This is a genomic window from Dorea hominis (assembly GCF_014287705.1).
Taxonomy (GTDB): Bacteria; Bacillota; Clostridia; order Lachnospirales; family Lachnospiraceae; genus Dorea_D; species Dorea_D hominis.
This window is the reverse complement of sequence record NZ_JACOOY010000011.1, coordinates 80,717-102,185: the sequence shown is the minus strand read 5'-3', so window position 1 is coordinate 102,185 and position 21,469 is coordinate 80,717. Positions and strand designations below refer to the sequence as shown.

The 21,469-nt window shown below is 41.5% G+C and carries 32 protein-coding genes; 1 reads left to right on the top strand and 31 read right to left on the bottom strand.

Translation table 11 applies throughout. The annotated features are described in order from the left end of the window. Positions 1–30 precede the first annotated feature (30 nt). The 3 genes from H8S07_RS09705 to H8S07_RS09695 form a co-directional block, all read right to left on the bottom strand. Positions 31–858 (bottom strand): undecaprenyl-diphosphate phosphatase, encoded by an 828-nt coding sequence (locus H8S07_RS09705; RefSeq protein WP_118288381.1) that lies wholly within the window; start codon positions 856–858, stop codon positions 31–33. 83 nt (positions 859–941) lie between these two features. Then, positions 942–1,769 carry an HAD family hydrolase gene (locus H8S07_RS09700; RefSeq protein ID WP_186855942.1) on the bottom strand — a complete coding sequence of 276 codons (828 nt, stop codon included), beginning with the start codon at positions 1,767–1,769 and terminating at the stop codon, positions 942–944. After that, positions 1,759–2,340: a DUF1444 family protein gene (locus H8S07_RS09695; protein ID WP_021860947.1), complete on the bottom strand. Its 582-nt coding sequence runs from the start codon at positions 2,338–2,340 to the stop codon at positions 1,759–1,761. The genes H8S07_RS09700 and H8S07_RS09695 overlap by 11 nt, the downstream gene beginning before the upstream one ends. Before the next feature lie 229 nt (positions 2,341–2,569). On the opposite strand from H8S07_RS09695, the gene H8S07_RS09690 reads away from it, so the two are divergent. Continuing rightward, positions 2,570–3,634 (top strand): coiled-coil domain-containing protein, encoded by a 1,065-nt coding sequence (locus H8S07_RS09690; RefSeq protein ID WP_021860948.1) that lies wholly within the window; start codon positions 2,570–2,572, stop codon positions 3,632–3,634. 203 nt (positions 3,635–3,837) lie between these two features. Here the strand turns inward: H8S07_RS09690 and H8S07_RS09685 are convergent, their stop codons facing one another. The 28 genes from H8S07_RS09685 to rpsC form a co-directional block, all read right to left on the bottom strand. After that, a complete protein-coding gene (locus H8S07_RS09685; protein ID WP_186855940.1) occupies positions 3,838–4,854 on the bottom strand; it encodes a DUF3878 family protein in 1,017 nt (338 codons plus the stop codon). A gap of 153 nt (positions 4,855–5,007) precedes the next feature. After that, positions 5,008–6,747 carry a [FeFe] hydrogenase, group A gene (locus tag H8S07_RS09680; RefSeq protein WP_021860950.1) on the bottom strand — a complete coding sequence of 580 codons (1,740 nt, stop codon included), beginning with the start codon at positions 6,745–6,747 and terminating at the stop codon, positions 5,008–5,010. Further along, positions 6,741–8,573 carry an NAD(P)-binding protein gene (locus H8S07_RS09675; protein WP_117537801.1) on the bottom strand — a complete coding sequence of 611 codons (1,833 nt, stop codon included), beginning with the start codon at positions 8,571–8,573 and terminating at the stop codon, positions 6,741–6,743. Before H8S07_RS09675 ends, H8S07_RS09680 begins: the two co-directional genes overlap by 7 nt. A 354-nt stretch (positions 8,574–8,927) precedes the next feature. Beyond that, positions 8,928–9,464: a bL17 family ribosomal protein gene (locus H8S07_RS09670; RefSeq protein ID WP_021860952.1), complete on the bottom strand. Its 537-nt coding sequence runs from the start codon at positions 9,462–9,464 to the stop codon at positions 8,928–8,930. A 122-nt stretch (positions 9,465–9,586) separates the two neighbouring features. Next, a complete protein-coding gene (locus tag H8S07_RS09665; RefSeq protein ID WP_021860953.1) occupies positions 9,587–10,546 on the bottom strand; it encodes a DNA-directed RNA polymerase subunit alpha in 960 nt (319 codons plus the stop codon). 30 nt (positions 10,547–10,576) lie between these two features. Beyond that, a complete protein-coding gene (gene rpsD, locus H8S07_RS09660; RefSeq protein WP_117537800.1) occupies positions 10,577–11,170 on the bottom strand; it encodes a 30S ribosomal protein S4 in 594 nt (197 codons plus the stop codon). Positions 11,171–11,232: 62 nt separating this feature from the next. Further along, on the bottom strand, positions 11,233–11,628 hold the full coding sequence (rpsK, locus tag H8S07_RS09655; protein WP_117537799.1) for a 30S ribosomal protein S11: 396 nt from the start codon (positions 11,626–11,628) through the stop codon (positions 11,233–11,235). 30 nt (positions 11,629–11,658) lie between these two features. Beyond that, on the bottom strand, positions 11,659–12,027 hold the full coding sequence (rpsM, locus tag H8S07_RS09650) for a 30S ribosomal protein S13 (RefSeq protein WP_117537798.1): 369 nt from the start codon (positions 12,025–12,027) through the stop codon (positions 11,659–11,661). A gap of 237 nt (positions 12,028–12,264) precedes the next feature. Beyond that, positions 12,265–12,378, bottom strand: a complete 114-nt coding sequence (gene rpmJ / locus H8S07_RS09645) for a 50S ribosomal protein L36 (protein ID WP_005339020.1) — start codon at positions 12,376–12,378, stop codon at positions 12,265–12,267. A gap of 157 nt (positions 12,379–12,535) precedes the next feature. Next, the gene (gene infA / locus H8S07_RS09640; protein WP_004607275.1) at positions 12,536–12,754 is read right to left on the bottom strand and encodes a translation initiation factor IF-1; all 219 of its coding nucleotides are present in this window, start codon (positions 12,752–12,754) and stop codon (positions 12,536–12,538) included. Positions 12,755–12,756: 2 nt separating this feature from the next. After that, positions 12,757–13,017, bottom strand: coding sequence for a KOW domain-containing RNA-binding protein (locus tag H8S07_RS09635; protein WP_021859534.1), 261 nt, complete (start codon positions 13,015–13,017; stop codon positions 12,757–12,759). 1 nt (position 13,018) lies between these two features. Further along, positions 13,019–13,780: a type I methionyl aminopeptidase gene (gene map, locus H8S07_RS09630; RefSeq protein ID WP_021859533.1), complete on the bottom strand. Its 762-nt coding sequence runs from the start codon at positions 13,778–13,780 to the stop codon at positions 13,019–13,021. 4 nt (positions 13,781–13,784) lie between these two features. Then, entirely contained in the window at positions 13,785–14,429 is a 645-nt protein-coding gene (locus tag H8S07_RS09625) for an adenylate kinase (RefSeq protein WP_021859532.1), read from the bottom strand. A 64-nt stretch (positions 14,430–14,493) separates the two neighbouring features. After that, positions 14,494–15,810, bottom strand: coding sequence for a preprotein translocase subunit SecY (gene secY / locus H8S07_RS09620; RefSeq protein WP_021859531.1), 1,317 nt, complete (start codon positions 15,808–15,810; stop codon positions 14,494–14,496). Next, positions 15,810–16,250: a 50S ribosomal protein L15 gene (rplO, locus tag H8S07_RS09615; RefSeq protein WP_021859530.1), complete on the bottom strand. Its 441-nt coding sequence runs from the start codon at positions 16,248–16,250 to the stop codon at positions 15,810–15,812. Before rplO ends, secY begins: the two co-directional genes overlap by 1 nt. 31 nt (positions 16,251–16,281) lie before the next feature. Further along, positions 16,282–16,461: a 50S ribosomal protein L30 gene (gene rpmD, locus H8S07_RS09610; RefSeq protein WP_021859529.1), complete on the bottom strand. Its 180-nt coding sequence runs from the start codon at positions 16,459–16,461 to the stop codon at positions 16,282–16,284. Positions 16,462–16,475: 14 nt separating this feature from the next. Beyond that, positions 16,476–16,985 (bottom strand): 30S ribosomal protein S5, encoded by a 510-nt coding sequence (rpsE, locus tag H8S07_RS09605; protein WP_021859528.1) that lies wholly within the window; start codon positions 16,983–16,985, stop codon positions 16,476–16,478. Positions 16,986–17,000: 15 nt separating this feature from the next. Further along, a complete protein-coding gene (gene rplR / locus H8S07_RS09600; protein WP_021859527.1) occupies positions 17,001–17,369 on the bottom strand; it encodes a 50S ribosomal protein L18 in 369 nt (122 codons plus the stop codon). Positions 17,370–17,386: 17 nt separating this feature from the next. After that, the gene (gene rplF, locus H8S07_RS09595; protein WP_021859526.1) at positions 17,387–17,929 is read right to left on the bottom strand and encodes a 50S ribosomal protein L6; all 543 of its coding nucleotides are present in this window, start codon (positions 17,927–17,929) and stop codon (positions 17,387–17,389) included. 68 nt (positions 17,930–17,997) lie between these two features. After that, positions 17,998–18,399, bottom strand: a complete 402-nt coding sequence (rpsH, locus tag H8S07_RS09590) for a 30S ribosomal protein S8 (RefSeq protein ID WP_118288376.1) — start codon at positions 18,397–18,399, stop codon at positions 17,998–18,000. 15 nt (positions 18,400–18,414) lie between these two features. Next, positions 18,415–18,600, bottom strand: coding sequence for a type Z 30S ribosomal protein S14 (locus H8S07_RS09585; RefSeq protein WP_021859524.1), 186 nt, complete (start codon positions 18,598–18,600; stop codon positions 18,415–18,417). A gap of 11 nt (positions 18,601–18,611) precedes the next feature. Then, the gene (gene rplE, locus H8S07_RS09580) at positions 18,612–19,151 is read right to left on the bottom strand and encodes a 50S ribosomal protein L5 (RefSeq protein WP_117537797.1); all 540 of its coding nucleotides are present in this window, start codon (positions 19,149–19,151) and stop codon (positions 18,612–18,614) included. A 23-nt stretch (positions 19,152–19,174) separates the two neighbouring features. Then, positions 19,175–19,486, bottom strand: a complete 312-nt coding sequence (gene rplX / locus H8S07_RS09575) for a 50S ribosomal protein L24 (RefSeq protein WP_118288375.1) — start codon at positions 19,484–19,486, stop codon at positions 19,175–19,177. Positions 19,487–19,502: 16 nt separating this feature from the next. Further along, positions 19,503–19,871, bottom strand: a complete 369-nt coding sequence (gene rplN / locus H8S07_RS09570; RefSeq protein WP_006427393.1) for a 50S ribosomal protein L14 — start codon at positions 19,869–19,871, stop codon at positions 19,503–19,505. Between the two features lie 19 nt (positions 19,872–19,890). Further along, the gene (rpsQ, locus tag H8S07_RS09565; RefSeq protein WP_021860016.1) at positions 19,891–20,145 is read right to left on the bottom strand and encodes a 30S ribosomal protein S17; all 255 of its coding nucleotides are present in this window, start codon (positions 20,143–20,145) and stop codon (positions 19,891–19,893) included. Between the two features lie 29 nt (positions 20,146–20,174). Beyond that, entirely contained in the window at positions 20,175–20,378 is a 204-nt protein-coding gene (gene rpmC, locus H8S07_RS09560) for a 50S ribosomal protein L29 (protein WP_021860015.1), read from the bottom strand. Beyond that, complete coding sequence (rplP, locus tag H8S07_RS09555) at positions 20,368–20,805, bottom strand: 50S ribosomal protein L16 (protein WP_117537796.1); 438 nt, start codon at positions 20,803–20,805, stop codon at positions 20,368–20,370. Before rplP ends, rpmC begins: the two co-directional genes overlap by 11 nt. Before the next feature lie 3 nt (positions 20,806–20,808). Next, complete coding sequence (rpsC, locus tag H8S07_RS09550; protein WP_021860586.1) at positions 20,809–21,462, bottom strand: 30S ribosomal protein S3; 654 nt, start codon at positions 21,460–21,462, stop codon at positions 20,809–20,811. Positions 21,463–21,469: the final 7 nt, after the last annotated feature.

Genomic DNA, 21,469 nt, shown 5'->3' with positions numbered 1-21,469 from the left:
TACCATGTTTCAAATAAAAGGCAAGTATTTTTATGCAAGAAATGCTTTTACAACCGTCATAATTATGATGATTGCACCGAGAATGATACGGTAATATCCAAATACTTTGAAGTCATTTTTCTTAATATAATTCATTAAGAACTTGATCGCTACGATGGACAGTCCGAAGGATACGATACATCCGAGCATCAGATAGCCAAACTCAGCTCCTGTAAATGCAAATCCAAATTTGACAAGCTTCAGTAAACTTGCTCCGAACATAACCGGAATTGCAAGGAAAAATGTAAATTCTGCTGCCACTTCTCTGGACACACCGATTAGCAATGCTCCGACGATTGTTGCACCGGATCTGGATGTCCCCGGAATCAGTGCAAGCATCTGGAAGGCACCGATCCAGAGCAACATACGGATATCCAGTTCTGAAATCTTCGTAACCTCTGGTTTTCTGTTTTTATTACGATTTTCAACAACAATAAACAGAATACCATAGACGATCAGCATGATTGAAACCGGAAGTGGTTTATAAAATACAGAATCCAGCCAGTCATTTAACAAAATACCAACAACTGCTGCCGGTACACATGCAATGGCTACTTTGATCCACATCTGCCATGTCAGCAATTTCTGCTTATGAGTCTTCTTCGGTGAAAATGGGTTCAATTTGTGGAAATATAATACAACGACCGCCATAATCGCTCCAAGCTGGATCACGACATTAAACATTTCCATAAAATCATGACTTAAATTCGGTGACAATACATCACCTACCAGAATCAGATGTCCGGTACTGCTGACCGGAAGCCACTCGGTAATTCCTTCTACAATTCCGAGAATAATAACTTTTAATGCGTCTAACATAGTTTCTTTCCTTTCTACTATAATATATAGTAACGTCTGGTGGGAAAGCTCCAAACTTTGCCACCTGTTAATTTCTTCGTGTTTTACAATATATATTTTTCAATAAATGTTGCGACACCGTCTTCGTCGTTCGTTCCGGTAATATAATCGGAAACTGCTTTTACCTGATCGGTCGCATTTGCCATTGCAACTCCAATCCCCGCTTTCTTAAGCAGCTGGATATCATTATTGCCATCGCCGAAACCGGCCACTTCCTCATGCGGGATTCCCAGATGATCTGCAAACCACAAAATTGCGTTGCCTTTATCTACGCCGGCAGCATTTACTTCTATATTATTGGAAAGTGCTCCGGTCACTTCGATACCTTCTACTGCTTCCAGACGCTTACGTGCTTCTGTCCGCTCTTCATCTATCTTAAATACTCCCTGTACTTTGTCTGTGTCCTGCCCTTTTTCACGAATCAGTTGTAAAATATCCGGCACCGGTGTTCTAGTCGCACGTACATATGCCGCCATCTGCGGAGAACGCATATATTCTCCGACTCTGGAAAATTCTTCTGCTTCTGCATATCCTTTTCCACCATAATAGACTTCGCGCAGTGCGTCATAGTCACTGAAAATCTCCATGATCTGCTCAGCTGTCTTCACAGGTACAAGCCGTTCATAGAGACATCCACCTGTCTGTGTCTCCATGATCCTTGCGCCGTTCGCTGTAATCGCATACTGGACTCCCGGAAATTCTACGACTTCTTTTGGCAGTCCGCCAAGTGGTCTTCCTGTGACCGGCAGAATCCAGATTCCCTGTTCGACCGCTCTTGTCAGTACTTCTCTTGTATGCTCTGCGATATGCTTCTCGCTGTTCAGCAATGTCCCATCCAGATCAAATCCGATAATCCTGCACTTAATTCTCATAGGTTGTCAGTTCCTTTCTCTCTTTTGAAAAGAAATACGGCTGCAGACTGATCTTATCGCCTTCTGCTTCATAGGCTCCTTTTGCATGATCGCGAAGCTGCTCTACAACCTTCTGCTGGCTCGCCGGTGCAAAGATTACGGTATCTTTGTGCGGCACATAGATAACCAGATCGTCTTTTAATTTGTCAGCACACACCTGCCAGATATGGCGAAAGCACACAGAACTTGCCTCATGTACGCCATCCGCAATAATTCCAAATCCGCCGTACCATGTATTTCCAATGACAAATTCTACGTCACGCACCAGATTCTCGCATGCTGTGTGATACAGCTCCTCCACTGCGATCTCCGGTGGGAGCATAGCATCTTTTAATACTTCGTAGCTTTCTTCGCCTCTCTTAATTACAAAAATGATCTTCAGATCTCCGACAAACCCAATCACCGGTGTATCTTTCTCTGAGAAATTCTTACCATTAAGTGCCTGCTGATCTGTCAGCTCATTTTTCACCCATGGATAAATCTTATCTTTGATCTTATCATATTGATAGTGTTCTTCTTCGTATTTGCGCATCTCATGAATCCCTTTCTTCTTTATACAAATATAGTTTATCTCTTAATTTGGAATATTTTCTTTAGATTAGTTAAATAATATATAAATTTCCATTATCTTTTATTTTACCAAAGTTTCTTATAGAAAGCAATTACATCCGCCTTTTCCTCTTCTCACTGCCTTGACGCTTCCTCTGTGTTACGGTATAATATACTGACACTTGCACAGAAACAGAAAGGATATGTATATAATGAATAATAGAAAGAAACGAGTTTTACTGGCAGCTACAGGGCTTCTGTGTGCCGTATCCATTGCTTCTGCCCAGACTTTCGTATATGCTGCCCCTTCTACAAAAGATCTTGAAAAAAAGACATCGGATCTCAAGGATGATCTGCATAGCATGAACAGTGATCTTGCTTCACTTAGCAAGAAGCTGGATAAAACATCTGGTAAGATTGAGAAGATGTCCGAACAGGTCGAGAAAGCCAAACTTGATCTGGCCGCTGCGAAGCTAAACGAAGAGGCACAGTTCAAGTCTATGAAAGAACGTATCAAATTTATGTATGAAGGTGGGAGTGTATCTCTGTTCGAGATTCTGCTGACTTCTGAGAATATGGCAGATTTTCTGAACAAGGCAGAGTACGTTTCTAACATCAGTGACTATGACCGCAACATGCTGGATAAGTTCCAGACTGCACGCGAAGAAGTTGCAAAGAAGGAATCCGGATTGAAAAAGCAGCAGGCTGATCTGGCTTCTATGCAGAGTTCTCTGAACGAACAGAAAAGTAACTTAAGTGATAAGATTTCCAATACTTCGAGTAAACTGTCTGATTATAATGCACAGCTTAAGAAGGCAAAGGCTGCCGAAGAAGCGATGCGTACTGCCCGCAACAACGATGTATCCGGCAACACCGGTAAGCAGAGTTCCGGCAATGGCGGCGGTACTTCCAATTCCGGCAAGAAGTTCAATGCGAACACTTCCGATGTTGCGCTCCTCGCCGGTATTCTGGAATGTGAAGCCGGTGCTACTTATGAAGGCATGCTTGCAGTTGGAACAGTCATTATGAATCGTGTGGAGAGTTCCCGTTTTCCAAATACGATTTCCGGTGTTGTTTATCAATCCGGTCAGTTTGCACCGACATGGAATGGTGCATTGAACCGTGTACTTGGACGTGGGCCTTCCTCTTCCGCTTATTCCGCTGCCAAAGCAGTGCTCGGCGGAGCCAGACATAACAAAGTCCGGAATTGTTATTTCTTCTGGGCTGCCTTTACCGGACATGCCGGGATTAATGTAGGTGGCAATGTATTCTGGTAGATTTAATACTATATATTCAATAATCTAATTATAAAAAAAGAAACGAGCAGGCATTCATTTTGCCTGCTCATTTCTTAATTAATTTAATTTCCCTGAATATTTTTGTCAGTTCTGATGGCATTGCTTCTATCAATGCCTCTGCCAGACGATACTTCATCTTTTCGCTTTTGTTCTCTGCCTGCTTCATTTTATATACCTCACTATTACCTCTGCTCCACCTGATGAGCTACGGAATCATCTCCCGGTAGCGCAAATGTCTCTATATCCACCATCCGATTCAGTCTTCCTTCTCTCCATATCATCAGGTACACATGAAATTCAATACTGTCTCTTGCTGTAATAAAAGGCTCTTCCCGGAGAATCACCGTTTCTCTTCCTTCTTTTTTTAATTCCATTTTGCGCTTTCTTGCTGCATCCATGATGAGCTTATATTTTTCCATCGACGCTTCATCGTATTTACGTTTTGGATAAACAGCGCCTGCATGACGGAACTTCCGCATCAAGATATCAATTGTCTTGGCGTGGCTTTTGCGGTGCAGTTTCACAGCAATCCATTTTGCCATCACGCGTGCAAGAACCGGATTCGATACACATTCGGATGCATATTTCCGGTAAGTCTTAAGACTGTGCACGAGGCTCATATCCTCTGCCTCTGCCGCGATCTCTTCCAGAACTTTGATTCCTTCTTCGTCCGGAACCCACAAATGCTCTTTCGGAACAATATATTTCTTCGGCGCTGAAGGATAACAGCCATAACTAAGCGGTGGAAATCCGGCAAGTTTCACAAGCCACTGCTCCCTTTCTGTGCAGTAGGTATCACCCAGGTATTTCCATTTGTCCTGTAAAATAGCAATTTTATATTCCAACTGTCTGAGATATTCATAGCCTCTCACCCAGAAATGCCCGATTTCTCCGTAATCATACAGCATATATTCAAATTCCAGCCGCTGAAAAAATATCGTTACCATTGAATCGCCGCAAAGTACCGCCAGAATATAACGGTCCTTGTCCCGCTTCAAGGTTGCATCAACCGAACCTTCATAACCTTCTTCATAAAATCCGGTCATCTTTGCTTCTTTGAATACAAGAAAGCTCTCGACTGCATCATTCATCAGATAAACAAGTCGAATTTCTTTTTTCTCTTCATTCGGAGGCAACAGCTCAAACTGGTTCTGTGCCAGTAATTCCTCCAACATATCAAATGTATTTAATAACCCCATTTCGACATCCGCTTTCGTAATATTTTTTGATCTTAATATCATTCTAACAAATCATGCCGGAAAATCCAATGAAAAAAACGCACCAGACAGATTTCCTGCCTGATACGTTTAGTTAGTTTTTTAGGAGTTTTATAAATGAGTTTATAATTAATTCTATCTTTCCATACTTGCGATGTGGTCTGTGTGAAGCAGCATATGTGCTTTGTGAGAATTTGGTTTCTCAAAATATTCTTCATACATCTTAAGTACATCTTTGTTCTCATGTGAGAAACGGATATCTGCATTCTTATCCAGATAATACAGATTCTTTCCTCGCTCAAACGCAAGCTCTTCTCCATCGTGGATCGGCTGTCCGCCACCGCCTACGCATCCGCCTGGGCAAGCCATAACTTCTACGAAATCGTAATGGACATCTCCGCGCTCGATCTTCTCAAGCAAGGCTCTTGTGTTTGCAAGTCCACTGACAACTGCCGTCTTTACAGTGATATCGTCAATGGCAAAATCAGCTTCTACAACACCGTCGTTCTCCTGGAATCCCTGGCTTCTGACAACTTTGAATGCGTCAGCTTCCGGATTCTCATTCTTAAGCAGGTAGTAAGCGCTGCGAAGTGCAGCCTCCATCACTCCACCGGTTGCTCCGAAGATCACACCTGCTCCGGAACCTTCCTGCATCGGTCTGTCACTTGCAATATCTTCTAATGTATCCGGACTGATATGAGCAGAGCGGATCATTCTTACCAGCTCTCTTGTTGTAATAACTGCGTCAATATCATGTCCTGCATACTCTTCATAATACAGTTCCATCTCACGCTCGCCCTTCTTAGCCACACATGGCATTACGGACAGTGTGTAGATCTTCTCCGGCTCTACGCCCAGTTTTTCTGCGAAATACGTCTTCATAGCAGCACCGAACATCTGCTGTGGTGATTTTGCAGTTGAGAGCTGTTTTACCAGATGTGGGAACTGTGACTTAATGAAACGAATCCAGCCCGGACAGCAGGATGTGAACATCGGACGTTCTTTTAACTCTCCGGATGTGAAACGTTTCAGGAACTCCGTTCCTTCTTCCATGATCGTAAGATCTGCTGAGAATGTGGTATCAAATACATAATCAACGCCCATTCTCTTCAAAGCATCCAGAATCTTTCCAACTTTGGCATCTTCCGGTGCAAGACCTAACTCTTCACCCCATGCTGTACGAACAGCCGGTGCAACCTGAGCTACTACGATCTTGTCTTTATCCTCAATTGCTTTCCATACTTTCTCTGTATCGTCACGCTCACGAAGCGCTCCTACCGGACAATGTGTAATACACTGACCGCAAAGTGCACAGTCTGCTTCATCAATACTTCTGTGACCTGCAACATTGATCGTTGTTCTGGAACCGGTACCTTCTACATCCCAGATTCCAAGTCCCTGGATCTTATCACAAACCTGTACGCAACGCATGCACTTGATACATTTGGAAGAATCGCGGATCAACGGGAAATGTTTGTCCCATGGCTGTTTCTCCAGCTGCATCTTGAACGGAATATCAAAAATATTCAGATCATTCGCCACTGTCTGTAAACTACAGTTGCCACTTCTTGAGCATGTCACACACTCGCAATCATGCTGAGATAAAATCAGTTCCACTGTTGTTCTTCTATGTCTACGTACCTTCGGGCTGTTTGTATAGATCACCATGCCTTCTTTTACAACATTGTTACAGGATGTGATGAGTTTTTCTTTTCCTTCTAATTCAACAACACAAACACGACAGGCTGCAATCTCGTTAATTCCTTTGAGATAACAAAGTTTTGGAATCGGAATTCCATTTGATGCGGCAGCCTCCATAATTGTGGTATTCTCTTCTACTGAGATCTTTTTTCCATCTATTGTAAGATTTACCATAATGTCTCTCTGCCTCCTTTAAATATTCCGTATCCAAAGTGATCGCAGCGAAGGCATCTGCTTGCCTCCTGTTTTGCTTCCTTCTCTGTCATACAGTTTTCTACGCCTTCAAAATCACAGACTCTCTCACATGCTTCACGCTCTGTCAGATTGACTCTTCCACATGGAGTTCTGTCACGAAGGGCTGCTTCCGGAATCTCAACATCACAGGAAATCTCGTGATGGTATCCCAGATATTCATCAATATTGGCAGCAACAACTTTTGCAGCAGCAATTGCTTTAATAACAGATGCCGGACCACTTGCACAGTCTCCACCGGCAAATACACCTGGCATATTCTCAAATGTTCCTGTACTCTTTGTAACGATCTTACCACGCTCAACCGGGATACCTGCTTCTTCAAAATGACGTGTCTCGATATTCTGTCCGATTGCTACGATCAGTACATCACATGGGATATAAATGTCGTCTTCTCCGGTCGGTTTGATGCTTGCTCTTCCATCTTTGATAGAACTGATCATCTGCGGAGTTACATAAATTCCCTTAATATGGTGCTTCTCATCAATATCGAGTGAAGCAGGTGCTTTGAGTGTCTGTAATTCGATACCTTCTGCTACAGCGCCTTCTATTTCCCCCGGAAGAGCTGTCATATCTGCTACTCGTCTACGATATACGATACTTACCTTCTTAGCGCCCAGTCTCTTAGCTGTACGAACTGCATCCATGGATACGTTACCGCCACCGATGACAGCAACTTCTTTTCCGGTCAAATCCATGATCTCGTTCTTTCCTACATTACGTAAGAACTGCACTGCGGATAAGATTCCATCTGCGTCTTCCCCGTCAAGGCCCAGTTTCTTATCTGTACTAGCTCCGATTGTAATCAGCACTGCATCGTACTGTTCTCTTAATTCCTGAATATTGATATCCTGACCAATCTTCAGACCGTATTTGACTTCTACTCCGGTCTTCAGAATTGCGTTAATGTCATCTTCGAGTCTCTCTTTCGGCAGACGATAGTTTGGAATACCATAACGTAACATTCCTCCCAGTTTCGGAAGCATCTCATATACAGTTGTCTGATGCCCCATTAACTGAAGATAATATGCTGCACTTAATCCTCCCGGTCCTCCACCGAGTACTGCGATCTTCTTACCTGTGCTCTTTGCACACTTCGGCGGCTCTACTTCTCCTGCGAAATCAGCCGCAACACGTTTCAGTCCGCGGATATTTACAGAATCATCTACCATGTTTCTGCGGCATCTTGCCTCACAAGGATGCTCACAGATAAATCCACATGTCGTCGGGAATGGATTATCCTTACGGATCAGGCGGATTGCATCCGCATATCTTCCTTCTCCTACTAATGCAATATATCCCGGAATATCAACATGTGCCGGACATAAAGACACACAAGGTACCGGCTGATTATATGTACAGGTACAACGTCCTCTCTGAATATGCTCTACATAATCATCGCGATATCCGATCAGTCCTTTGTATACCATGTTCGCAGCTTCGTAACCAATCGCACAGTCCGCTGATTCCATAATAGACAATGCTGTCTGCTCCATAGTGTCTAATGTCTCCATTGTTGCTTTACCATCCAGTACATCTTTGATGAACTGGTTTAACTGTCCCAATCCAATACGGCATGGTACACACTTTCCACATGTCTGTGCGTGACATAACTCCAAAAATGCTCTTGCCATATCAACCGGACATAAGCCCGGAGGGCTTGATTCGATTCTTCTCTCCAGATCTTTGTAAAGGCCTTCCATAACGATTTTCGCCTTTTTTGGAGAGGCAATTTCTAACCTACTCATTTCATACATCCCTTCTTTGTATTATTATTGATGCAGTTTTCTTATTATAGCATTTTTTTTCTCATTTGTAATCATGCACAGCAAAAGTAGATAATTTAACGATTTATTGATGATTTTGTCACAATTTATTTATTTCATCTATACTTACTTGTACAGTTTTCTTTAACTTTTTCTAAATTAATCTTCGAATAAGTAACATTTAGCAATAATATAGTTGAAGACAATTACAATTCCCTGCGTAATGATTTTCACAAGAACACCTACAATTTCAACCCTTTCACTTTTTTATGCAAAAAAAGACTATGAAACAACTCTGCTTCATAGTCTTCCGATATTCTTTCAGCAATCTGATAATTAAACCAGTTCGATCAGAACTTCCATTGCTGCATCACCTTTACGCTGTCCGATCTTGATGATTCTTGTGTAACCACCGTTACGATCAGCATATTTTGGTGCAATCTCATCAAAGAGTTTTGCAACAAGGTCAACATCTTTTGTATTTTTCTTTCTTCCAGCCTGTGCTGTCGGAACTTCTTTTACAGGATAGAGAACTTTTAACATCTGACGACGTGCGTGAAGTCTGCTAGGCATATCTTTCTTGATTGTCTTGTCAACTTCATCGTATACTGTAACTTTCTTACCGTCTACAACTTCTTTTACACGTTTTCCGTCTTTGTCTTTGCGAGCAACTTTAGCTTTAACAGTTACTTCTTCAAAGTTGTCTTTTTCTCTGACAGCCATAGCGATCAGACCTTCAGCGATCTTGCGGATCTCTTTAGCTTTAGCTTCTGTAGTCTTGATCTTACCATTGTTAAGTAATGCTGTTACCTGGTTTCTTAATAAAGCTTTTCTCTGGCTTGATGTTCTGCCGAGTTTTCTATACTTTGCCATTATTCATATCCTCCATATTTACACTTGGTTATACTCTTCGGGCTTACTAGCCAAATGCTCTGCTGTGCACTTTCAGACTTATCAGCAGAAGGCACTTTTAGGAAAAACCGTGGAAACCCGATTTATTCCTCTCCTTTGCTTAAGCTTAATCCTAATTCATCAAGCTTAGCAAGTACTTCTTCTAAGGACTTACGTCCAAGGTTACGAACTTTCATCATGTCTTCCGGTGTTCTGTTTGTCAGTTCTTCAACCGTGTTAATACCAGCCCTCTTCAGACAATTGTAAGAACGTACAGATAACTCTAATTCGTCAATGCTCATCTCAAGCACTTTCTCTTTCTCGTCATCTTCTTTTTCGATCATTACTTCTGCAGCCTGAGCTACTTCTGACAGATCAATGAACAGTTTCAGGTGCTCGCTGAGTACCTTAGCTGCCAAACTTACTGCTTCATCCGGGAGCAGTGTTCCGTTTGTGTATACATCTAATGTTAATTTGTCAAAATCTGTAATCTGACCAACACGAGTATTTTCAACGGTAAGATTTACACGTTCAACCGGTGTGTAGATAGAATCAATCGGAATTACCGCAATCGGCAAATCGTCGTTCTTATTCTTATCAGAGCTTACATATCCTCTTCCTTTCGTGATGGTTAATTCCATGTAAAGCTTGCTGTCTGCACCGCCGTTCAGTGTAGCGATTACTGTCTCAGGATTCATGATCTCGATGTCCTGATCCACCTGAATGTCTGCTGCTGTTACAACACCTTCACCCTCGAACTCGATATAAGCTGTCTTAGGCTCATCTGTCTCGGATGTATTCTTGATAGCCAGTGATTTCAAGTTCATGATAATCTCTGTAACATCCTCTTTCACCCCTGGAATGGAGCTGAACTCATGAAGTACCCCATCAATCTTCACCTGGCTGATTGCAGCACCCGGTAAAGATGAAAGCATGATTCTTCTAAGGGAGTTACCTAATGTTGTACCATATCCTCTTTCGAGTGGTTCTACAACGAATCTTCCATATTTCTTATCTTCTGAAATCTCAGTTATTTCAATATTGGGTTTATTAAAATCAAACACTAAGTCCACCTCCTGTGGTGTTACGGGTTATTATTTAGAATACAACTCGACGATTAACATCTCGTCTACTGGAACATCGATTGCTTCACGGTTTGGAAGTTCTTTAACTGTTCCTTTCAGAGCTTCAGCGTCAACTTCTAACCAATCCGGAACCATACGTCCGCCTGTAACTTCTACGATCTCTTTATATCTTGTTGAGCTCTTCTTAGCTTCTTTGATTTCGATCACATCACCAGCTTTGATAAGGTAAGATGGGATGTTTACCTGTTTACCATTAACAAGTACATGTTTGTGGTCAACGATCTGTCTTGCTTCACGTCTTGTTCTTGCAAGTCCCATACGGAATACTACGTTGTCCAGTCTGGACTCAAGAAAAACCATCAGGTTTTCACCAGTCATACCTGACATCTGTTTAGCTTTCTTGTAGTAGTTTCTGAAAGGTTTCTCTAATACACCATAGATGAATTTAGCTTTCTGTTTTTCACGTAACTGAAGACCATACTCGCTCATTTTTCTATTGGATCTTTTTAACTGTCTGTTGGACTTTTTATCAATTCCTAAATATACCGGATCCATTCCGAGAGAACGGCATCTTTTAAGAACCGGAACTCTATTTACTGCCATGTTTTATTTCCTCCTAATTTCAATCAGTTTACGGTAAGCGTATAATAAATCTAAAATAAGTATTACACTCTTCTGCGTTTCGGCGGACGGCAGCCATTGTGTGGTACCGGAGTAACATCCTTGATACTTGTTACGTCAATTCCGCATGCCTGCAGGGCACGAATTGCTGCTTCTCTACCTGAACCTGGTCCTTTAACCATAACGTCAACTGATTTCAAACCATGTACTAATGCTGCTTTAGCTGCTGTTTCAGCTGCCATCTGAGCTGCATAAGGGGTAGATTTTCTTGAACCTCTAAATCCAAGACCGCCTGCACTTGCCCATGAAAGAGCATTTCCCTGAGCATCTGTTAATGTAACGATTGTGTTATTAAAAGATGACTGGATGTGAGCCTGTCCATGTTCAACGTTTTTCTTGACACGTCTCTTTGTCACTTTTTTTGTAACTTTCTTTGCCATAATAAAACTAACCTACACTTTCCTTTTTAATTATTTCTTTTTGTTTGCTACTGTTCTCTTAGGACCTTTTCTTGTTCTTGCATTTGTCTTAGTCTTCTGACCACGAACCGGAAGTCCTTTTCTGTGACGGATACCTCTGTAGCATCCGATCTCCTGAAGTCTCTTAATGTTCAGAGCGATCTCTCTACGAAGATCACCTTCTACTGTCTGTGTCTCATCGATTACTGCACTGATCTTCTTAACGTCTTCGTCTGTCAGATCTCTGCAGCGGATATCAGCATCAACGCCTGCTTCTGCTAAAATACGTGTTGCACTTGCTCTGCCGATTCCATAGATATAAGTTAATCCGATCTCGACACGTTTGTCTCTTGGTAAGTCTACACCTGCTATACGAGCCATGTGATTGTTCCTCCATTTTCTTTTTACTTAGTTTTCATTGTCTTTAATAGGGGATTCTCTTAATGAAATCCCAGGTGTGTCGGTATCCACACCCTTTCCGGCCACCGCTTCATAAAACGGCAATGACGAGCCGGCATTAGAAGCAATATACGAGGATAGTCACCGGCTACAGGTGTTTCCTTGTATATTTCAAATAGTCTACACACCTCCTGGTGTGTCGTCTATCAGCCGCCTTAATTAACCCTGTCTCTGTTTATGCTTCGGGTTCTCGCAGATAATGCGAACGCTTCCTTTTCTTTTGATTACTTTGCATTTTTCGCAAATTGGTTTTACTGATGATCTAACCTTCACGGGGATCCTCCTTTCATCCATTGCTCTGCCTTTTGTATCTTGCGCTTTTTCGCTGTAAAAACCGCAACTCATTCGTCTTTACACATAGAAATGCCCGAAAACGCGCTTATATAGTATAGCATCATTTGTCCAGCAAAGTCAATAGACTTTTTATAATTTATTTATCTCTCCAGATAATTCTTCCTTTTGAAAGATCATATGGGGATAATTCTAAAGTTACTTTGTCACCTGGCAGAATCTTGATAAAGTTCATTCTGAGCTTTCCACTGATATGTGCAAGTACCTGGTGACCATTTTCCAGTTCTACCTGAAACATTGCGTTAGGTAATTTTTCTACTACAGTTCCTTCAATTTCAATTACGTCAGCTTTTGACATCTCTAATCCTCCTGATTTTCTTCTTTCTTATTCCATTCCTTTATGATCCGTCTGATCTTTACATCGTCTGCATCCTGTATATCATATTGCTGCAATATGATCTGCACATGTTTCTTCTTTTTCTTTTTTGGTTTCTGTAACGTGCGTAGTCTTCCATCCGCCAGATATACATATGCATCTTCTGTTCCGGTTATGATAAAGATCTCTCCCGCATCATGTCCGGCTTTCGATCTGACAAGCATTCCTTTTTCAAATCTGTCCATACTATATGCCCTCAGTTAAAGAAAGAAGTTTCGGTTCGTTTTCTGTGATCAATACCGTATTCTCATAATGTGCAGATAACGAATGGTCTCTTGTTACTACAGTCCAGTCATCATCCATCCAGTCAACTTCCCATCCACCGATGTTAATCATAGGTTCAATAGCAAGTGTCATTCCGGCTTTTAACAGTACACCTTTACGCTTCATCTCATAATTCGGTATCTCCGGTGCCTCATGAAGTGCTGTTCCTATGCCATGGCCGCACAGGTCACGCACAACGCCGTATCCTCTCTCTTCAGCGTATCTTCCGATTGCCCCGGATATATCAAATAAATGATTGCCTTCTTTCGCGTATTTTATACCTTCGAAGAAACACTCTCTTGTCACGCGTACCAGATCCTGCGCCTCTTTGGATACTTCTCCAACGCAATGTGTACGTGCTGCATCCGAGTGATATCCTTTATAAATAACTCCTGCATCCAGGCTGACAATGTCGCCTTCTCTGATGATCCTGTGTTCACTCGGAATTCCGTGAACCACTTCATCGTTCACTGACACACAGATTGATGCCGGATATCCATTGTAATCCAGAAATGACGGGATACATCCATAGCTGCGGATGATCTCTTCACCAAGGCGGTCGATTGCCTTGGTCGTCATTCCCGGATGAAGTGCTTTTTCTAATTCCTTATGAACAATTTCCAATATACGTCCGGCTTCTGTCATTAATTCAATTTCTCTGGACGATTTTACTGTAATTGGCATGTTCTTATTCTCCTAAAATCTTTACGATTGTCTGGAATACATCCTCGATATCAATCGTTCCATCGACTGTAGTCAGTATTCCGGCTTTTGTATAATAGTCAATCAACGGCTGTGTCTGCTCATGATATACCCCAAGACGTTTCTTCACTGTCTCCGGCTTGTCATCATCTCTTAAAATTAGCTCTTTTCCGCATGTATCGCAGATACCATCTACTTTGGTCGGAGCATATTCCAGATGATATGTTGCGCCACAACCTACACATGCACGGCGGCCACCCATACGATGAACTATATTCTCATCCGGGACATCTACATCAATCGCATAATCTATTTTCTGTCCCAGTTTTTCAAGTGCAACATCCAATGCTTCTGCCTGCGGGATTGTTCTCGGAAATCCGTCCAGAACATATCCTTCTTTACAATCTTCCTGGTTCACGCGGTCTACAACGAGATCTACAACCAGTTCATCCGGAACAAGAAGTCCCTGATCCATGTACGTTTTCGCTTGTTTACCCAATTCCGTACCATTTTTAATGTTTGCTCTAAAGATGTCTCCGGTTGAAATATGAGGAATGTTATATTTTGCGGCAATTTTCTTTGCCTGAGTTCCCTTGCCCGCTCCAGGGGCTCCTAACATAATAATTTTCATATGAGTTCCTCCTTATAGCATTTTAACCCGCGGATAAAATCCGCGAGTCAAATTGCTTATATGCTTAACTGTTCAAAAATCCTTTGTAGTTACGTACTAATAACTGTGACTCAATCTGTTTGAGTGTTTCAAGTACGACGCTGACAATAATGATCAGTGATGTACCACCAAAGGATACTTTTGCACCTAACCATCCATTAAAGAAAATCGGAATAACCTGTACAATGACAAGTCCGCATGCTCCGATAAAGATGATATAGTTAAGTCTCTTTGTCAAATATTCTACGGTTGGTTTACCAGGACGGATACCCGGGATAAATCCACCGCTTTTTTTCATATTATTTGCAATCTCTAATGGATTGAATGTAATGGATGTATAGAAGTAAGCAAAGAATACTGTCAATATAATGTATACGACTAATCCCCAGCTGTACTGAATCTGATCCGGATTCAACCAGTTACCCTGATTCATTCCCTTTAAGATCTGACTTCCAATTCCGTTACCGTTTCCCTTGCCTGCCAGTGAAGCAATGACAATCGGAAACTGCATCAGAGATGATGCAAAGATGATCGGAATAACACCTGCGGTGTTTACTTTCAACGGGATGTGTGTTGTCTGTCCACCGTATGTTCTTCTTCCTGTCACCTTCTGTGAATACTGTACCGCGATTCTGCGTTCAGCATCTTGAAGCAATGTAGTAAATACTACAAGTGCAAGAATGATTGCAAGAATAATTACTGCCGCGAGTCCGCCTTTGGCAATGCTCTTGCCTTTTACGAACTGGCTGTAAAGTGTTGTCATATCATTCGGTACACGGGAAAGAATATTAATCACCAGAACGATGGAAATACCATTTCCTACGCCCTTCTCTGTAATCTGTTCACCTGCCCACATCAAGAATGCGGATCCGGCTGTCAGTGTTAATACTACGATTGCAGCATTTACAAAGTTGTATTCTTTCAGAAGTCCCTGACGTCCAAATCCAACTGACATCGCAATTGATTCGATCAGAGCAAGTACAACTGTAAGATAACGGGTAATTTTTGTAAGTTTCTTTCTTCCGTCTTCACCATCTTTCTGCATCTCTTCCAACTGCGGAATCGCAATTGTAAGAAGCTGGATAATGATGGATGATGTAATGTATGGTGTAATACTCAGAGCAAATACGGACATCTGCTCAAAAGATCCACCGGTGAAAGCGTTAAATAAATTAAACGCTTCACCTGTGTTCTGTGCAAAAAACTCTTTGATATAGCTTGGGTTAACTCCCGGTGTCGGCAGTTCTGAACCGAGTCTAATCACGATTAACATTAAAAATGTATATCCGATTCTTCTCCGGAGATCCTTAATTTTAAATGCTCTTCGCAATGTATCAAACATTAGATCACCTCTGCTTTTCCACCTAAAGCCTCAATCTTAGCAATTGCTCCTTTGCTGAATGCATTAGCCTGTACTGTAAGCTTTTTAGTTAACTCTCCGTTTCCAAGAATCTTAACTCCATCTCTAGGATTTTTAACGATTCCCTGTTCGATCAGTGTCTCTACTGAAACAACTGCATCGTTCTCGAATACTTCAAGAGCATCTACGTTAATTCCAACGATTGTCTTAGAATTTCTGTTTGTAAATCCTCTCTTCGGAATTCTTCTGTATAACGGCATCTGTCCACCTTCGAAACCTGGTCTTGTGCCTCCTGAACGAGCTTTCTGACCTTTGTGTCCCTTACCGGCTGTTTTACCATTTCCAGATCCGTGTCCACGTCCTTTTCTGAAATTATCACTCTGTTTTGATCCATCAGCTGGTCTTAAGTTAGATAAATCCATTGTAACACCTCCTTATCTGATATCTAAATTCTTACGCTTCTTCAACTTTTACCAGGTGTTGTACCTGTTTTACCATACCTCTGGTAGCTGCATTATCCGGAAGTTCAACTGTTTTGTTGACTTTCTTCAGTCCAAGTGCTTCTACAGTTTTCTTATGCTTCGGTACAGCACCAATTGTAGATTTTACTAATGTAACTTTTAAATTTGCCATTTGGTTCTCCCTCCTTAGCCTAAGATCTCTTCAACAGATTTACCGCGAAGCTTAGCTACTGCTTCCGGAGTCTTAACCTGACGTAATCCTTCGATTGTAGCAAGAACAACATTCTGTTTGTTGTTAGAACCAAGAGATTTTGTACGGATGTTCTTGATTCCTGCCATCTCGATTACGGCACGCGCCGGACCACCGGCGATAACTCCAGTACCTTCCGGAGCTTTCTTAAGTAATACGGAAGCTCCTCCGAATTTACCGATAAAATCGTGTGTAATACTTTCATTTTCATCTAATGCTACATTGATAAGATTCTTTGCTGCATCTTCTTTTCCTTTACGGATTGCTTCCGGAATCTCTGTAGCTTTTCCTAAGCCTGCACCAACATGACCATTTCCGTCTCCGACAACTACTAAAGCTGTGAATCTCATGTTACGGCCACCTTTAACAACTTTGGTTACACGCTTGATTGATACCACTTTTTCATTTAACTCTAACTGACTAGCATCAATACGTTCCTGTCTCATGTGTGCTCCTCCTTATTAGAAATTCAATCCAGCTTCTCTAGCTGCATCTGCTAATGCCTGTACTTTACCCTGGTAAATAAATCCACCTCTGTCGAAAACTACTTCTTTGATTCCTTTTTCAAGAGCTTTCTCAGCGATTACTTTTCCAAGATATGCTGCTGCATCAACGTTGTTTGTTTTCTCTAAGTTTGCCTTCACATCTTTCTGAAGAGTGGATGCGGAAACCAGAGTTGTCTGTGCTACGTCATCGATGATCTGTGCATACATATGATTGTTACTTCTGAACACTGCCAGACGTGGGCACTGTGCTGTACCACTTAAACGGTTACGTAACTTTCTGTGTTTGTTTACACGTACTTCACTTCTAGATTTTTTGCTAACCATTTTCACACTCTCCTTTCTTATTTCTTACCAGTCTTACCGACTTTACGTCTAATTACTTCATCAGCATATTTGATTCCCTTGCCCTTATATGGCTCCGGTCTTCTCTTATCTCTGATCTCAGCTGCATACTGGCCTACTTTTTCTTTATCAATACCTTTAACAGTGATCTTGTTCTGACCTTCAACAACAGTCTCAACACCTTCTGGATCTTCCATCTCTACCGGATGAGAATATCCAAGGTTCAGTGTTAATTTGTTTCCGGATTTAGCTGCTCTGTAACCAACTCCGTTTACTTCCAGAACTTTCTCATATCCTGCTGTAACACCTACTACCATGTTGTTGATCAGTGTTCTTGTAAGACCATGTAAAGATTTCATTTTCTTTAAGTCATTCGGTCTTGTTACGACGATTTCGTCGCCTTCCTGTTTGATTTCCATCTCTACAGGGAGAGCTTTTTCAAGTGTTCCTTTTGGACCTTTAACGGTCACATAGTTATTCTCTGCAATTGTTACTTCAACGCCTGCAGGAATAGCAACTGGATGTCTTCCGATACGTGACATATCCTGTTCCTCCTTAACTTAGATTCTCGGAGTGAGCTTACGCCCACTCTGTTTTCAGTTTGCAGTTACTACCAAACGTAGCAGAGTACTTCTCCACCTACGCCAAGTTTTCTAGCTTCTTTATCTGTGATCACGCCTTTGTTAGTAGAGATGATCGCTGTTCCAAGTCCGCCCATTACTTTCGGAATGTCTGCGCTGTTAGCGTAAACACGAAGACCTGGCTTAGAAATTCTCTTAAGACCTGTGATTACCTTTTCATTCTTGTCTGCACCGTATTTCAGTGTAATATGAATTGTCTTGAAGATTCCGTCTTCGATGACATCATATTTTGTGATATATCCTTCATCTAACAGGATGTTTGCAATCGCAAGTTTCATTTTAGATGCCGGTACATCAACTGTATCGTGTTTCGCAGTATTTGCATTACGAATTCTTGTAAGCATATCTGCAATTGGATCGCTCATAGTCATGAATTGTTTCCTCCTTTACCAACTTGCTTTCTTAACGCCTGGGATCTGTCCTTTGTATGCCAATTCGCGGAAGCAAACACGGCAGATTCCATATTTTCTCAAATATGCATGTGGACGACCACAGATTTTGCAACGATTATATTCTCTTGTGGAGAATTTCTGCTTACGCTGCTGTTTTACTTTCATTGCTGTCTTAGCCATAATTTACCTCCTTATTTTGTGAACGGCATGTTGAACTGTGTTAACAATTCACGAGCCTCTTCATCAGTCTTTGCTGTTGTAACAAAGATGATGTCCATTCCTCTTACTTTATCTACTTTATCGTACTCGATTTCAGGGAAGATGAGCTGCTCTTTAATTCCGAGTGCGTAGTTTCCTCTTCCGTCAAATGCGTTTGGATTAACACCTCTGAAGTCACGTACACGAGGAAGTGCAAGGTTGATCAGACGATCAACGAACTCATACATCTTTTCTCCTCTTAAAGTAACTTTACATCCGATAGCCATTCCTTCTCTTAATTTGAAGTTCGCTACAGATTTTTTAGCACGGCAGATAACTGCTTTCTGTCCTGTAATCTTCTCCATATCAGCGATTGCAGAATCTAACAGTTTTGCATTGTCTTTTGCTTCACCTACACCCATGTTGATAACAACTTTATCGAGCTTCGGTACTTCCATAATATTCTTATATCCGAACTTTTTCGTTAATGCATCAACGATCTCGTTCTGATACTGTTCTTTCAGTCTACTCAAAGTGTATACCCTCCTTTCCAGAATTAATCGATCACTTCGCCTGTTGATTTAGCGAAACGTACTTTTTTGTCTCCGTCCATCTTGATTCCAACTCTTGTAGCTTTTCCTTTGTGGATGTACATTACGTTAGAAATGTCGATAGCAGCTTCCTGCTGGATGATTCCACCAGCCTGGTTTGTTGCACTAGGTTTTGTGTGCTTAGTAACCATGTTTACGCCTTCAACAACAACTCTTGCGTTTTTCTGATCTACGGAAAGAACTTTTCCTTCTTTGTCTTTATCTTTACCAGCGATAACTTTAACTGTATCGCCTTTTTTAATCTTTAACATTGACATCTTCGTTCGCACCTCCTTACAGTACTTCCGGAGCCAAGGAAACAATTCTCATGAACTGTTTGTCACGAAGCTCTCTTGCTACAGGCCCAAAGATACGGGTTCCTCTTGGTGTCTTGTCATCTTTTATAATAACTGCAGCGTTCTCATCAAAACGAATGTAAGAACCATCTTTACGACGAGTGCTGTTTACAGTACGAACAACAACTGCCTTTACAACGTCACCTTTTTTAACAACGCCGCCTGGTGTTGCATCTTTAACAGTAGCAACGATCACGTCTCCGATACTTGCATATCTTCTTGTAGATCCACCAAGTACACGGATACACAGTAACTCTTTCGCACCTGTATTGTCTGCTACTTTCAGTCTGCTTTCTTGCTGTATCATGCAGGTTTCCCTCCTTATACTATTTTGCTTTTTCCATAATTTCAACAAGTCTCCATCTCTTATCTTTAGATAATGGTCTTGTTTCCATAACTTTTACTTTGTCACCAATGTTGCATTCATTTGCTTCATCATGTGCTTTTAATTTGTATGTTCTCTTTACGATCTTCTTATAAAGAGGATGCTTTACATGATCTTCAACTGCAACTACTATGGTCTTATCCATTTTATTGCTGATAACCTTACCAACTCTGGTTTTTCTAAGATTTCTTTCCACAGTCTCTGCTCCTTTCTTTTATTGGATGCTTATTGAGCTGCCTTTTCAGTAATTACTGTCTGAATTCTGGCAATGTTTCTTCTTACTTCTTTGATTCTGCTTGTATTATCTAACTGATTTGTTGCGTTCTGGAATCTTAAGTTGAAAAGTTCCTTTTTAGCAGCTACTAATTCTTCATTCAGCTCTGCAGCTGATTTTGTTTTTAAATCTTCTACAAATGCATTAATTTTCACTGTTATCACCGCCTTCTAAGTCTGCGCGAGAAACTACTTTACATTTACAAGGAAGCTTGTGTGTTGCCAGACGAAGAGCTTCTCTTGCAACTTCTTCTGATACACCGGCGATCTCGAACATTACGCGTCCCGGTTTTACAACAGCTACCCAGTACTCTAAGGTTCCTTTACCAGAACCCATACGTGTTTCAGCTGGTTTTGTAGTTACAGGTTTATCTGGGAATATTTTGATCCAAACTTTACCACCACGCTTGATGTAACGTGTCATAGCGATACGGGCTGCTTCGATCTGGTTGGAACGGATCCAGCATGGTTCCATTGCAACAATACCATATTCACCGTTTGTAATCTTATTTCCGCGAAGTGCTTTACCTTTCATGGTACCACGGAACTGTTTACGACGTTTTACTCTTTTTGGCATTAACATGATTTATTTCTCTCCTTCCTTATGTGCTTTTTCCGGAAGAACCTCGCCTTTGTAAATCCATACTTTAACACCAACTTTTCCGTAAGTTGTGTTTGCCTCGGCGAATCCGTAGTCGATGTCTGCTCTAAGTGTCTGAAGAGGAATTGTTCCCTCGCTGTAGAACTCTGTACGAGCCATATCAGCTCCACCAAGACGTCCAGAAACAGATGTCTTAACTCCGAGAGCTCCTGATTTCATAGTTCTTGACATGCAGGATTTCATAGCACGTCTGAAAGAAATACGGTTCTCAAGCTGAAGAGCGATATTTTCTGCTACTAACTGAGCATCTTTATCCGGTCTCTTAACCTCTTTGATGTCTACGATTAACTTCTTGTCAGTAAACTGTGTAAGTTCACCTTTTACTTTTTCAATCTCTGCTCCACCTTTACCGATTACTACTCCAGGTTTTGCTGTATAAATAATAATTTTAACGCGGTCAGATGCTCTTTCGATCTCGATCTTAGAAACACCGGCGCTGTATAATCTTTTCTTAAGATACGTTCTGATTTCATGGTCTTCTACTAAGTAGTCTGCGAAATCTTTTTCTGCATACCATCTTGAGTCCCAGTCTTTGATAACACCGACTCTCAAGCCATGAGGATTAACTTTCTGTCCCATGTTTGCC